General features: G+C 74.3%; 10 protein-coding genes. 5 read left to right on the forward strand and 5 right to left on the reverse strand.

Annotated elements, in window-relative coordinates; translation table 11 throughout:
• Positions 1-19 precede the first annotated feature (19 nt).
• Positions 20-2,230: an ATP-dependent DNA helicase RecG gene (gene recG / locus ACFY93_RS24790; protein ID WP_391362945.1), complete on the reverse strand. Its 2,211-nt coding sequence runs from the start codon at positions 2,228-2,230 to the stop codon at positions 20-22.
• Positions 2,231-2,413: 183 nt separating this feature from the next.
• Here recG and ACFY93_RS24795 point away from each other — a divergent pair, with 183 nt between their 5' ends.
• Together ACFY93_RS24795 and ACFY93_RS24800 are read left to right on the forward strand one after the other, a co-directional pair.
• Positions 2,414-4,276 carry an HSP90 family protein gene (locus ACFY93_RS24795; protein WP_391362885.1) on the forward strand — a complete coding sequence of 621 codons (1,863 nt, stop codon included), beginning with the start codon at positions 2,414-2,416 and terminating at the stop codon, positions 4,274-4,276.
• Entirely contained in the window at positions 4,273-7,404 is a 3,132-nt protein-coding gene (locus tag ACFY93_RS24800) for a tetratricopeptide repeat protein (protein ID WP_391362887.1), read from the forward strand. The genes ACFY93_RS24795 and ACFY93_RS24800 overlap by 4 nt, the downstream gene beginning before the upstream one ends.
• A 93-nt stretch (positions 7,405-7,497) precedes the next feature.
• Here ACFY93_RS24800 and ACFY93_RS24805 read toward each other — a convergent pair whose 3' ends face one another.
• Positions 7,498-9,180: a DAK2 domain-containing protein gene (locus ACFY93_RS24805; protein ID WP_391362947.1), complete on the reverse strand. Its 1,683-nt coding sequence runs from the start codon at positions 9,178-9,180 to the stop codon at positions 7,498-7,500.
• A gap of 247 nt (positions 9,181-9,427) precedes the next feature.
• Between ACFY93_RS24805 and rpmB the strand changes: the two genes are divergently transcribed.
• A complete protein-coding gene (gene rpmB, locus ACFY93_RS24810) occupies positions 9,428-9,613 on the forward strand; it encodes a 50S ribosomal protein L28 (RefSeq protein WP_003993230.1) in 186 nt (61 codons plus the stop codon).
• A 160-nt stretch (positions 9,614-9,773) separates the two neighbouring features.
• On the opposite strand, the gene thiD is transcribed toward rpmB, so the two are convergent.
• On the reverse strand, positions 9,774-10,601 hold the full coding sequence (gene thiD, locus ACFY93_RS24815) for a bifunctional hydroxymethylpyrimidine kinase/phosphomethylpyrimidine kinase (RefSeq protein ID WP_391362890.1): 828 nt from the start codon (positions 10,599-10,601) through the stop codon (positions 9,774-9,776).
• Between the two features lie 79 nt (positions 10,602-10,680).
• Positions 10,681-11,646: a thiamine-phosphate kinase gene (locus ACFY93_RS24820; protein WP_391362892.1), complete on the reverse strand. Its 966-nt coding sequence runs from the start codon at positions 11,644-11,646 to the stop codon at positions 10,681-10,683.
• A gap of 206 nt (positions 11,647-11,852) precedes the next feature.
• Between ACFY93_RS24820 and ACFY93_RS24825 the strand changes: the two genes are divergently transcribed.
• Positions 11,853-12,086 carry an Lrp/AsnC ligand binding domain-containing protein gene (locus ACFY93_RS24825; RefSeq protein WP_391362895.1) on the forward strand — a complete coding sequence of 78 codons (234 nt, stop codon included), beginning with the start codon at positions 11,853-11,855 and terminating at the stop codon, positions 12,084-12,086.
• Positions 12,087-12,106: 20 nt separating this feature from the next.
• A complete protein-coding gene (locus ACFY93_RS24830; protein ID WP_391362897.1) occupies positions 12,107-12,631 on the forward strand; it encodes a DUF3515 family protein in 525 nt (174 codons plus the stop codon).
• 24 nt (positions 12,632-12,655) lie between these two features.
• Here ACFY93_RS24830 and ACFY93_RS24835 read toward each other — a convergent pair whose 3' ends face one another.
• The gene (locus tag ACFY93_RS24835) at positions 12,656-13,813 is read right to left on the reverse strand and encodes a D-alanine--D-alanine ligase (RefSeq protein WP_391362899.1); all 1,158 of its coding nucleotides are present in this window, start codon (positions 13,811-13,813) and stop codon (positions 12,656-12,658) included.
• Positions 13,814-13,936 lie beyond the last annotated feature (123 nt).

Genomic DNA, 13,936 nt, shown 5'->3' on the forward strand with positions numbered 1-13,936 from the left:
GAGGCTGCCCGGCAGCCTCTCAGCCCTTGTCCAGGTACTGCTCGCGCTCCTCGTCGAGCAGGGCGTCGAGGGCGGTGCGCAGGCCGGGGACGTCCGTGAGGTCCGGGTCGGCGGCGACGACCGCGGTCGCCTCCTCGCGTGCCTCGGCGATGATCTCCTCGTCGTCGATGACCGCGAGCATGCGCAAGGAGGAGCGGACACCGGACTGGGCCTGGCCGAGCACGTCGCCCTCGCGGCGCTGTTCGAGGTCGATGCGGGAGAGCTCGAAGCCGTCGAGGGTGGAGGCGACCGCCGTGAGCCGGGCGCGGGCGGGGCTCGCCTCGGGCATCTCGGTCACCAGCAGGCACAGGCCGGGCGCGGAGCCCCGGCCGACGCGGCCGCGCAGCTGGTGGAGCTGGGACACGCCGAACCGGTCGGCGTCCATGATCACCATCGCGGTGGCGTTCGGCACGTTCACGCCGACCTCGATGACGGTGGTGGCGACCAGGACGTCCGTCTCGCCCGCGGTGAAGCGCCGCATCACGGCGTCCTTGTCGTCGGGCTGCATCCTGCCGTGCAGGATCTCGACCCGCAGGCCCTGGAGGGGGCCCTGGGAGAGCTGGGCGGCCACCTCGAGGACGGCGAGCGGCGGGCGCTTCTCGGCCTCGTCCTGCGCCGGCTTCCCGCGGCCGCCCTTCCCCTCCTCCTCGTCCCCGATGCGCGGGCAGACCACGTACGCCTGGTGCCCCTTGGCGGCCTCCTCGCGCACCCGCTCCCAGGCGCGGGCCAGGAAGTGCGGTTTGTCGGCGGCCGGGACGACATGGCTGGCGATCGGCGAGCGTCCGGCGGGGAGCTGGTCGAGGACGGACGTCTCCAGGTCGCCGAAGACGGTCATCGCGACCGTGCGCGGGATGGGTGTGGCCGTCATGACGAGCAGGTGCGGGGGCTGGGCGCCCTTGCCGCGCAGGGCGTCGCGCTGCTCGACGCCGAAGCGGTGCTGCTCGTCGACGACGACCAGGCCGAGGTCGTGGAACTTCACCTTGTCCTCGATCAGCGCGTGCGTGCCGATCACGATCCCTGCCTCGCCGGTGACGAGGTCGAGCAGTGCCTGCCGGCGCGCGGCGGTTCCCATGGACCCGGTGAGCAGCACCACCTTGGTGGAGTGCTCGGCCCCGCCGAGCATCCCGCCCTCGGCCAGCTCGCCCATCATCTCGGTGACGGAACGGTGGTGCTGCTGGGCGAGCACCTCGGTGGGCGCCAGCATGGCCGCCTGTCCCCCGGAGTCGACCACGGCGAGCATGGCGCGCAGGGCGACCATGGTCTTGCCGGAGCCGACCTCGCCCTGGAGCAGCCGGTGCATCGGGTGCCGGGTGGCGAGGTCGGCGAAGATCTCGGCGGAGACCTTCTTCTGCCCGTCGGTGAGGGTGAAGGGCAGTTTGGCGTCGAAGGCGGTGAGGAGGCCGTCGGCGGCCGGTTCGCGGGCGACGGCGGGGAGTTGGGCGTCGGCGTGGCGGCGGCGGGCGAGGGCGACCTGGAGGACGAAGGCCTCGTCCCACTTGAGGCGGGCGCGGGCGTCCTCGACGTCGGCCCGGGTGTGCGGGCGGTGGATCTTGAGCAGGGCCTCGGGGAGCCGCACCAGGGCGCGGCCCTCGCGGAGGCTGTCCGGCAGCGGGTCGACGGCCTCCTGGACGCTCGGCAGGACGGTCTGGACCGCCTTGGCGATCTTCCAGGACTCCAGCTTGGCGGTGGCCGGATAGATCGGGATGAGCGCTCCGGCCCAGCTGTCGACGGACTCGGCCGCCTCGTCTCCGTCGCCCCGCAGCGGCTCGTACGCCGGGTGGGCCAGCTGGAGGCGGCGGTTGAAGACGGAGACCCTGCCGGAGAACATCGCGCGCGTGCCGGGCAGCAGGTCCTTGTGCGGCTTGTGCACGCCGTTGCCGAAGAAGACCAGCTGGAGGCGGCCGCTGCCGTCCGTGATGGTGACCTCCAGGCGCTGGCCCTTGCCGCGGGGGGCCTTCGACGAGGAGAACGTGTGCAGCCGGGCTTCGGCGACCTGGGCGACGACCGTGACGTGCTCGTCCATGGGCAGGTCGGCGAGGTGGGTGAGCTGCCCGCGCTCCTCGTACCTGCGGGGGTAGTGGTGCAGCAGGTCGCCGACGGTGTGCAGGCCGAGGTGCTCGGCCATCACCTTCGCGGTGGCGGGACCGAGCGTCTTCTTCAGTGGTTCTTCGAGCGCGGGCACGCCGTCCATTGCACACCACGGCACCGACAATGACCGTACACACCCGGAATCCGCTGGTCAGACGGGGCGTTAACCCCTGGTCAGACGAGTCGTCCGGACCCTAGGATGACGCGCTCCGGCCCTTTCGCGGTCACCGTCACCGGGACCGCCCTACCCCGCGCCGTCGCCCGTCCCCCCACCGGCGCAGCGACGATGGAATCCCAGACCTCACAGTCATCCCAGTCAGCCCAGCCGTCCCAGGACTCCCGGCAGCCGCACACCTTCCAGGTGGATCTGCGCGGCCTCGTGGACCTGCTCTCCCACCACCTCTACTCCAGCCCCAAGGTCTATCTGCGCGAGCTGCTGCAGAACGCCGTGGACGCCATCACCGCCCGGCGGGCCGAGCAGCCCGACGCCCCGGCGCGTGTGCGGCTGTACGTCGACGACGCGGCCGGCACCCTGCGCGTGGAGGACTCCGGCGTGGGACTCACCGAGTCCGACGTGCACAGCCTCCTCGCGACCATCGGCCGCAGCTCCAAGCGGGACGGCGGTCTCGAGTCGGCGCGCTCCGACTTCCTCGGGCAGTTCGGCATCGGTCTGCTGGCCTGCTTCGTGGTCGCCACGCGCATCCGCGTCGTCAGCCGCAGCGCCCGGACCCCCGACGCGCCGCCCGTCGAGTGGACGGCCACCGACGACGGCTCGTACACCGTGCGGACGCTGTCCCCGGCCGACCGTCCCGAACCGGGCACCACCGTGCGCCTGGTGGCGCGCCCGGGAGCCGGCGAATGGCTCACCGAGGAGCGGGTCCTCGCGCTCGCCCGGGACTTCGGTTCGCTGCTGCCGTACGACGTGCGGGTGGGCGACGAGACGGTCACGGACCTCCCGGCGCCCTGGGAACGCCCCTACCCGAGCCCCGCCGCCCGGCGCGTGGCGCTCGCCCGGCACTGCGAGGGCCTGTTCGGCTTCGCGCCGCTGGACTGCGTCGACCTGGACGTGCCGCTCGCCGGGATCCGCGGTGTCGCCTACGTCCTGCCGTCCTCGGTCAGCCCCGCCCAGCGGGCCGGCCACCGGGTGCACCTCAAGGGCATGCTGCTCACCGAGCGGGCCGAACAGCTGCTGCCCGACTGGGCGTTCTTCGTGCGCTGCGTCATCGACACCGACAGCCTGCGGCCCACCGCGTCCCGCGAGTCGCTGTACGAGGACGAGACCCTCACGGCCGTACGGGAGGCCCTGGGCGAGCGGATCCGCACCTGGCTGACCGGGCTCGCCGCGGGTGACCCGGACCGGCTCGCGGCCTTCCTGTCGGTGCACCACCTGGGCGTGAAGTCGCTGGCCCGGCACGACCGCGAGATGCTGCGCACGATGCTGCCGTGGCTGCCCTTCGAGACCACCGACGGGCGGCTGTCCCTGGAGGAGTTCGCGCAGCGGCACCCGGTGGTGCACTTCACCCGGACCGTGGAGGAGTACCGGCAGGTCGCGCCCATCGCCTCCGCGCAGGGCGTCGGCGTCGTCAACGGCGGCTACACCTACGACAGCGAACTGGTCGAGGCGCTGCCCTCGGTGCGCCCGGGGACCGTCGTCGCGGAGCTCGACGCCGACACCGTGACCGCGCACCTGGACGCGGTCGACCCGGCGGAGGAGCTGGCCCTGGCGCCGTTCCTGGCCGCCGCACGGGCGCGCCTGGACCCCCTGAACTGCGACGTGGTGCTGCGCGCCTTCCACCCGCTGTCCGTGCCCGCGCTGCACCTCGACGACCGGGCGGCGCGCCACGAGCAGGCCCGCGCGGACGCCGAGGGGCAGGCCGACGACCTGTGGGCGGGCATCCTCGGCTCGCTGCGCGGCAGCACGCCGCGCGCCCGCCTGGTGCTCAACCACCTGAACCCGCTGATCCGCAGGATCGGGTCGCTGGACGACCCGGAGCTGATCGGCACCGCCACGGAGTCCCTGTACGGGCAGGCCCTGCTGATGGCCCAGCGCCCGCTGCGGCCCGCGGACTCCGCGCTGCTCAACCGCGCGTTCATCGGCCTGCTCGAATGGGCCACCCACACCGGCACCGAGGAGGACGGCCGCCGATGAGCGCCATCACCGACTTCGACACCCTGCGCCGGGCGATGGCCGAGAACTACGACCGGCCGGAGGGGCCCGCCCGCAACGCGCGCGCGGAGCAGCTGCTCGCCGAGGCCGAGCGGCTGAACATCCCGCTCGCCGTCATCGAGGCGCTCGGACACCAGCTGAAGGTCTACAACTACAGCTCCGAGAAGGACAAGATGTTCGTCCCCTTCGCGCGGCTGCTGCGCCTGTGGGACGAACACCCCGAGGACTTCGACGAGTACGAGATCCACTCGCTGCACTGGGTCTTCAAGTGGATGTCGGCCGGGATGCTGGGCCAGCCTCACATCCCGCTCGCCTCCATAGAACAGTGGCTCGGCGAGATGGAGCGCCGCTACCGGCTCGCCGGGCACTCCGAGCGGGCCGTGCGCAGCGCCGAGTACAGCGTCGCCAAGCACGTCGGCGACCTGGAGCGCGCGGAGCGGGCGTACGCGGCGTGGATGGCGGCCGACCGGGACCGGATGGCCGACTGCCACGCCTGCGAACTGCACGACCAGGGCTGGTGGCAGGCGTACCGCGGCGACGACGAGGCGGCACTCGAGCTGTGGCGGCCCGTGGTCGAGGGCGAGCACACCTGCGCCCACGAGCCGCACGCCGTTCTGGCGTCCTCCCTGCTGCCGCTGCTGCGGCTGGGCCGCACCGAGGAGGCGCGCGCCCACCACCTGCGCGGGTTCCGGCTGGTGCGGGCGATGGAGAGCATGCGGGGCGCGTACGCGGACCACGTGGAGTTCTGCGCGCTGTCCGGCAACGAGGCGCGCGCCCTGGAGCTGCTGGCCGAGCGTCCCGCGTACTTCACGGACTCCGGGGAGCCGCGCAGCCGGCTGGACTTCCTGGCCGTCGTCGCCCTGCTGATGGAGCGGCTGACCGAGCTGGGCCTCGGGGACCAGACGGTGCCCGGGCCCGTAGGCCGTACCTGGACCGCACGGGAACTCGCGGCCCACGCGCGCGGGGAGGCCCTGGCGCTGGCCGCCCGCTTCGACGCACGCAACGGCACGCCGGCCATCGGTGACCGCACCCGTGCGCGCATGGCCCAGCGGCCGCTGGCCGACCGGCTGCCGCTGGGGGTGCGCAGCGCGCGCGTGGGCGCGAAGCCGGTGGTCGCGGAGCGGTCCGGCACCGCGGCGGCGCCGGACGGCGCGTCCGGTGGTGCCCTCGCCGAGCCGGACCTGCCCGCGCTGCTCGCGAAGGCGCGGCGGCTGTCGGACACCCTGCACCCCGAGGCCCTCGCCGCCTGGGCGGCGGTCGAGCGGGCCGCCGAGGGACACGAACTGGACGCGCGCGACCGCGCCGAGATCGCCGACCACGCGGCGATGGGAAGCGGTCCCGAGGGTGCCGCGCTGTTCGAGCGCGCGGCCGAGCTGTACGCGCGGGCGGCCGAGCTGTACGCGCGGGCGGGCGACGCGGGCGAGTCACTGGCCGCCCGGGCGCGCGGCGCGTACGCCCTCGCCCTGTCCGGCCGTGGCGACGAGGCCCTGGCGGCCGTGTCGGAGCCGTACGAGCAGGTGCTCGCCCTCCACGAGCGGGGCGGCACCGGCGTCCCGCAGACGGCGTCCGTCCTGGTCGGCCGGGCACGCATCCTGCTGCTGCGGGCGCAGGAGGCGGCGGAGGCGGAGGAGGAGACGGCGGCCGACCCGTCGGGGCCGGACGAGGAGACGGCCGGGGGCGGCACGGCGTCTGGCTCCGCCTCGGCCGCCGCCGAGGCCGCCGCGCGGGAGCTGCTGGAGTTCGCCGAGCCGCACATCGCGGACGTGCGGCTCGCCTCGCGGGCCGCGGAGGCACGCGCCATGCTCGGGGAGCTCGCGGCGCTGGCCCGGGACGCCGAGAGCGCGGCGGCCCTGCTGTCGCAGGCCGCGGAGGCCTTCGTGGCAGCCGGGCTGCCCTGGTTCGCCGTCGAGTACGAGGCCCGGCTGGCCCCGACCGCCCAGCACCTCGGTGACGCCGAGCTGGCGGAGCGGGCGGCCCGGTCCGCCCTGGAGCACGGCGGCCCCCACCTGGGAGCCTCGGGGCAGGCGCAGCTCCACCTGAGGCTGGCGGACGTCCTCGCCGCCACCGGGCGGCCCGGACCGGCCGCCGACCACGCGCTGGAGGCCGCGCACTGGGCCGACGAGGCCGGTGAGGGGCCGACGCTCGGCGCCTGGTCCCGGCACCAGCTCGGCGGGTTCCTGCTGCGCCAGGGCCGGTGGGCGGAGGCCGCGGAGGTGCTGGAGTCGGCGCTTCGCGACCTGAGCGCCGAGACGCACGGGGACGGCACGATCGTCCAGACCCGGTGGTGGCTCGGCGACTGCCTGACCGAGCTCGGCGAGCACCGTGAGGCGGCCGAGCACCTGCTGCGGGCGGCGGACGTCGCGCGGCACTGGCCCGAGCAGCGCGACCACGCGATGCTCGCCCACCTCGCCGCCGAGGCCCTCGGCCGGGCCGGGATGCCCGCCGAGGCCGACAAGGCCTACACGCGCGCCGGGGACCTCTGGCGGGAGCTGGGCAACGTGCACGGACTCGTCCGCGCCCTGCGCGCCCGCGCCTGGGCCCTCGTGCGGACGGACGCGGGGCCCGACGGGGCACGGGAGCTGATGGCGTCGGCCGTCCGCACGTGCGAGGAGGCGCTCGCCGAGGCGTCACCGAACGCGGCGGCGGAGGCGGACGCCGAACCGGAGACGGGGGCGGAGGCGGAGACGAAGGCCGAGGTCGAGGCCGTACGTCACCGGCTCGTCGCCGAACTCGGCCACACGCACCGGCAGTTCGGCGACCTCGTCGCCCGCTGCGCCCCCGAGGACCCCGACGACGAGGAGGAGGCGGCCGAGGCCGCCGACGCCTTCGAGGAGGCCCTGGCCCACGCGCTCCGTGCCGTCTCGGCGTTCGCGTCCCTCGGGGCCGGCGCCCTCGACTTCCGTACCGGCGCCGAACTCGCGGCCGGCCGGCTGGCGGCTGACCTGGGCCGCCCGGCGGAGGCGACGGCACGCGCGCGTGCGGTGCTCGCCGCCTACGCCGACCGGGACGGACCGGCAGCGCGGGCGGACCGGGACGAGGAGACGGCACAGGCCCGCATCGCCGAGGCCGAACGCATGCTGGAGCTGATGGCCGAGCACCCGCGGACGTGACGTCCCGGCGGCCGCCCCTCCCCCGGGCCGGCCGCCGGCCGCTCAGGTCGGCCCCGCCGCACCAGCCGGGCCCGCCGGTCCTGTCCCGGGGCCCTACTCCACCCCGATCAGCAGCAACGCCCCCTGCCGCCCGCCCCGGTACACCACCGTGTCGACCGCCAGGTAGACGTCGCGGACATGCGATTCCAGGTGGGGGGCGATGGACTCGGGGGCGCTGTCGCCGAGGACGAGGGTGACCATCTCCCCGCCCGAGGCGAGCATGCGGTCGAGGACGGTCCTCGCCGTGTCCGTGAGGTCCGAGCCGATGACGGCCACGTCACCGTCGATGAGGCCGAGGATGTCGCCGGTCTGGCAGATGCCGGCCATCGTCCAGGACTGGCGCTCGGCGACGGCGAGTTCGGCGTAGCGGGTGGCACCGGCCGCCGAGGTCATGGCGACGACGTCCTCGTCGAAGCGGCGGTCCGGTTCGTGCACGGCGAGCGCGGCGATGCCCTGGACCGGGGACCTGGTGGGGATCAGCGCGACCCGGACACCCTCCGCGCGCGCCTGTTCGGCGGCGGCCGCCGCCGTGTGGCGCAGCTCGGCGTCGTTCGGCAGGAGCACCACCTCGCGCGCGTGGGCCAGCCGTACCGCCTGGACGAGCTCCCCGCTCGCGGGCGGCTCCCCGGGCCTGGCGAGCACCGCGGTGGCCCCGGCCTCCGTGTACAGCCCGGCCAGGCCCTCGCCGGGGACGACCGCCACGACGGCCCGGCGGGCGCGCTCCCCGGGGGGCCGCTGCGCCCCGGTGTGCGCGTCCCCGAGGCCGAAGTGCGTGATCCTGATGCGGTGCGGCCGGCCCGCCTCCACACCGGCCTCCACGGCGGCGCCCGCGTCGTCGACGTGCACGTGCACGTTCCACAGGCCGTCCCCGCCGACCACGACGAGGGAGTCGCCGAGCGCGTCCAGGCGTTCCCGCAGCCGTGCCACCGCGTCGTCGTCCGCCTCCAGGAGGTAGATCACCTCGAACGCGGGGCCCTGGTCTCCCGGTTCCTTGTCCGCGCACGGCTCGGGCGGCACGGCCGGGTCCCCGCGCGGACGGGGCACCGGCACCTCGGCGCCGGCCGGCGCCTGGCCCGTGAGCGACTCCACCAGCGCCGCCAGGACGGCGACCAGGCCCCGTCCGCCCGCGTCGACCACGCCGGCGCGGCGCAGGACGGCCAGCTGCCCGGGGGTCGCGGCGAGCGCCGCGCGCGCGCCCTCGTACGCCGCGTGGGCGACCGCCCCGCAGTCGCCCTCGGCCCCTCCGGCGGCGTCCGCGGCGGCGCGGGCGACGGTGAGGACGGTGCCCTCGACGGGGTGGGCGACGGCCTGGCGCGCGGCGTCGGCGGCCTGTCTGAGGGCGAGCCGCAGTCCCCGGCCGTCGGTGTGGGCGGTGCCGCCCTCGGCGGAGAGCACCTGGGCCATCCCGCGCAGCAGCTGGGCGAGGATCGTCCCGGAGTTGCCGCGGGCCCCGATCAGGGCGCCGTGCGCCATCGCCGACGCCGCCTCGCCGAGCGTGGGCCGCTCCGCGGGCAGGGCCCGGCGCGCGGTCATGGTGCCGTGCCCCGCGAAGACCGCCTCGACGGCCGCGGCGGCCGACTCCACGGTCAGATACAGGTTGGTCCCGGTGTCCCCGTCGGCCACCGGATAGACGTTGATCGCGTCGATCTCCTCGCGCGCCCGTCCCAGCGCCTCCAGCGCGAGACCGCACCAGGTCCGCACCGCGAGAGCATCCAGTGTCTGCGGCACCTGCGGCACCTGCGCCTCCTTGAGCTGCTGGACTGGGACGCAGCGTAGACCCAGCGCCGGTCCCGGCAGGTGGAGGGCCGGGGCGGAGGCCGGAACAGTCATGGTAGTTTCGTTGTACGGACGCAGTCGTTGTATGCTGCTCCGGTTGCCCGATCTGATCGGGCCTTCCCCCTGGCAGCGCCACTCAGATCCTAGATCCTGATCCCGGCATGCCGGGATCAACCCGTAAGTGCATCTGAAGTCTTTGGAGTGACCCGTGGCTGCCAACTGCGACGTCTGCGGCAAGGGGCCGGGCTTCGGCAACAACATCTCGCACTCGCACCGCCGTACGTCCCGTCGCTGGAACCCGAACATCCAGCGCGTCCGTACCGTGGTCGGCGGGACGCCGAAGCGCGTCAACGCTTGCACCTCGTGCATCAAGGCCGGCAAGGTCTCGCGCTGACGCAACCGCTAGCGCGCGGCCACTGCTGGTTCGCTCAGAGCCGGTCCACCTCACGGTGGGCCGGCTTTTTGCCGTGCGTCCGTACAGGGGCCGTGCGTCCGCACGGTGCCGCTCGCCGCGCGGGCCCGGAGCACCGGCCCGCCCGTTACCGCCGCGCCCGCTACCGCCCCGGCCTGAACCGCCACGCGTGGTCCACCGGTCCGATGCCGCCGCCGAGGGCGAACCCGGCGGCGATCGCCCCGGTGACGTACTCCTTGGCCCGCGCGACGGCCTCCGGCACGTCGGCGCCCAGGGCCAGGTACGACGCGATCGCCGAGGCGAGGGTACAGCCCGTGCCGTGGGTGTGCCGGTTGTCGTGGCGGGGAGCGCGCAGCCAGTGCTCCTCACGGCCGTCGGTCAGGAAGTCCACGGCCTCGCCGGGCAGATGACCGCCCTTGACGAGCACCCACCGCGGGCCGAACTCCAGGACGGCCGCCGCGGCCCGTCCCAGGTCCCCCTCGCCCTCGACCCGTACGCCGGTCAGCTGGGCGACCTCGTCGAGGTTCGGGGTGGCGACGGTGGCCGTGGGAAGCAGCCGGGTGCGGACGGAGTCGAGGGCGGAGGCGGCGAGCAGCGCGTCGCCGTGCTTGGAGACGCCGACCGGGTCGACGACGACGGGCGCGCCGGTCCCGGCGAGCAGTGCGGCGACGGCCTCCACCAGCGCGGCGGAGGCCAGCATGCCGGTCTTGACGGCCTGGACGCCGATGTCGTCGACGACCGCGCGGTACTGGGCGGTCACGGCGTCCACGGGCAGTTCCCAGGCGCCCTTCACGCCCAGCGAGTTCTGCGCCGTGACGGCGGTGATCACGCTCATGCCGTGCACGCCGAGCGCGAGCATCGTCTTCAGGTCGGCCTGGACGCCCGCGCCGCCCCCGGAGTCGGAGCCGGCGACCGTCAGGACCCGGGGCGGCGCACCCGCTCCGCCGCCCCGCACACCGTCCCCGCTCATGCCCGGCTGTCTCCCCTCACGTCCACCGACGCCGCCGCTCACGCCCCGGCCGCCGCCGCTCACGCTCCGACGCCCCCGCTCACGCCTCGATGTCCCCGAAGTGGTCCCAGCCGCCCTTGCTGGTCCAGGGCGCGCCGTCGACCGTCACCTGGGGCAGCGCCGACGGGTTGAGGACCTCGCCGATGACCTTCCAGCGCGCGGGCAGCTTCACGTCCGGCGGGAAGGTCGCCACGATCGCGTGGTCCTCTCCCCCGGTCAGCACCCACTGGATCGGGTCCACGCCGACGGCCTGCCCGATGTCGTTCATCTGGGACGGGATGTCGATGGCGCCCGAGCGGATGTCGATGCGGACCTTGCTCGCCTCGGCGATGTGCCCGAGGTCGGCGATCAGCCCGTCGCTCACGTCGCACATCGCGGTGGCGCCGAGCCCGGCGGCGGCGGGACCGGCGTGGTAGGGCGGTTCGGGGCGGCGGTGGGCCTCCACGAAGGCACGGGGCGAGCGGAAGCCGCGGGAGAGCACCGCGTGCCCGGCGGCGGACCAGCCGAGCCAGCCGGTCACGGCGACGACGTCACCGGACTGCGCTCCACTGCGCGTCACCGGCTCGTGGTTGCGCAGATCGCCGAGCGCGGTGATGGCGACGGTGATGGTGTCGCCTCGTACGACGTCTCCGCCGACCACGGCGGCGCCGGCGACCTGGCACTCGTCGCGCAGGCCGTCCATCAGCTCGGAGGGCCAGGTGGCCGGGAGTTCGGCCGGGACGACCAGGCCGAGCAGCAGCGCGGTGGGCACGGCTCCCATGGCGGCGATGTCCGCGAGGTTCTGCGCGGCCGCCTTGCGTCCGACGTCGTAGGCCGTGGACCAGTCGCGGCGGAAGTGCCGGCCCTCCAGCAGGATGTCGGTGCTCGCCACGACCCGCCGGTCGGGCGCGGCGACCACCGCGGCGTCGTCGCCGGGGCCGACCCGGACCGCCGGGGTGGTGGTGAGACGCGAGGTCAGCTCCTTGATGAGCCCGAACTCCCCCAACTCGCCCACGGTGCCCTTCATCGTCGTACTGCCCCTTCGCTTGCTGTCTGTGCCCGGTCGCGAGCTGTCGATGTCCTCATGACGGCCGGCTCGGCCGTCAACTTCTGTACTGCGCGCACCCCGGCGCGCAAGCCCCTGCCCCCAAGGGTCTCCCCGCGGCACGCGCCGACGCGATACCGTGGCGTTCCTTTTCCCCACATGATCCTCGTGGCCGCCGTGGAGGTTCCGTGGTACAGGCGTACATCCTGATCCAGACGGAGGTCGGCAAAGCGTCGACCGTCGCCGAGACGATCAGCAAGATCCCGGGGGTGATCCAGGCCGAGGACGTCACCGGGCCGTACGACGTGATCGTGCGCGCCCAGTCCGACACGGTCGACGCTCTCGGCCGCATGGTGGTCGCCAAGGTCCAGCAAGTGGACGGCATCACCCGAACCCTGACCTGCCCGGTCGTGCACCTCTAGCCCCCGTCTACGCTTGGCCGGTGAACTCGTCCCGTCACCGGCTCCGCATCGCCCGCACCGTCGCCGCGCTGCCCGCCCTCGCTCTGCTGATCGCCGTCACGGGCTGCTCCTCAGCAGACGACGGCGCCTCGGTCGTGGTTCCCACCCCGGACAGCAAGGTCACCAAGCTGTGCCAGAACCTGGACAAGGCGCTGCCGCGGAAGGTCGACGGTCTCGACCGGGACGATCCCGGGCCCCGGTCCGCGCTGACCGCGGGCTGGGGGAGCCCGGCGATCATACTGCGCTGCGGTGTCGAACGGCCCGCGAAGATGCTGGATCCGAAAGTGGCCCACGGCGACGATCCGGCCGCGGTCGGCGGCCGGGTGAACGGCGTCGACTGGCTCATGGAGAAGCGGGACGACGGGTCGTACCGCTTCACCACGGCTTCCCGCGTGACGTACGTGGAGTTCACCCTGCCGACGTCCCTGGCCGAGGACCGGGACAGTGCCCTCGTCGATCTGGCCCCGGCCATCAAGAAGGCGATCCCCGTGGGGATCGCCGACTGATGTGCGCGGGGCGGGAGGCCGCCGCTACCGCAGCCCGGTGGGACGGCGCAGCGCGGCCTGGACGAGCAGGTCGACCAGTTCCGGGTAGCTGACGCCGCTCTCCTGCCACATGCGCGGGTACATGGAGATCGGCGTGAAGCCCGGCATCGTGTTGATCTCGTTGATCACGAACTCGCCGTCCTCGGTGAGGAAGAAGTCCGCGCGGACGAGGCCCTCGCAGGACGCCGCGTCGAAGGCGGCCACCGCGAGCCGGCGCACCTCGGCGGTCTGCTCCTCGGTGAGCGGGGCGGGCACGATCCCGGAGGCCGAGTCGATGTACTTCGCCTCGAAGTCGTAGAAGTCGTGGGACTGCACCGGCGGGATCTCGGCGGGCGCCGAGGCACGCGGGCCGTCCTCGAACTCCAGGACCCCGCACTCGATCTCGCGGCCGCGCAGCAGCGCCTCGACGATGATCTTCGGGTCGTGCCGCCGCGCCTCCTCGATCGCCTCGTCGAGCCCCTCGAAGGAGTCGACCTTGGTGATGCCGAAGGACGAGCCGGCGCGCGCGGGCTTGATGAACAGCGGCCAGCCGTGCTCGGCCGCGAACTCGGCGATCCTACGGCGGGCGCCCTCCTGGTCCTGCTCCCACTCGCGGGGGCGGATCACCAGGTAGGGGCCGACCTTCAGCCCGAACGAGGTGAACACCCGCTTCATGTAGTCCTTGTCCTGGCCGACGGCCGAGGCGAGGACGCCGGAGCCGACGTAGGGGACTCCGGAGAGCTCCAGGAGACCCTGGAGGGTGCCGTCCTCGCCGTAGGGGCCGTGCAGCACGGGGAAGACGACGTCGACCTCGCCGAGCGCCTTGGGAACCGAGCCGGGCTCGCTGTAGACGACCTCGCGGTTGGCCGGGTCGACGGGCAGGAGCACGCCGCCGTCGGTGGTCTCGGCGAGCTGCTCGACGCTGGGCTGGCGCCGGTCGACGATCGCCATCCGGTCGGGTTCGTCGGCCGTGAGCATCCAGCGGCCGTCCTGGGCGATGCCGATCGGCAGCACGTCGTACTTCGTACGGTCGATGGCGCGCAGGACGGCGCCGGCGGTGACCACGGAGATTCCGTGCTCGGAGCTGCGGCCGCCGAAGACGACGGCCACACGAGGCTTGCGAGGCGGCCGGCCGGGGCTCTGGGGGAGGTTCTCGGTGCTCATATCGGGTTGAGAGTACCCGTTGGTACGGCGGTCGGTAAGCGCCGCAGGGCGCCTGTCGCCCGGCGTCGCACGGACGGTCGCGCAGGTCGTACGGACCGTCGCTCAGCGTGCAGCGGGGCGGGC

Origin of the sequence: Streptomyces sp. NPDC008313 (assembly GCF_042956125.1) — a bacterium.
Taxonomy (GTDB): Bacteria; Actinomycetota; Actinomycetes; order Streptomycetales; family Streptomycetaceae; genus Streptomyces.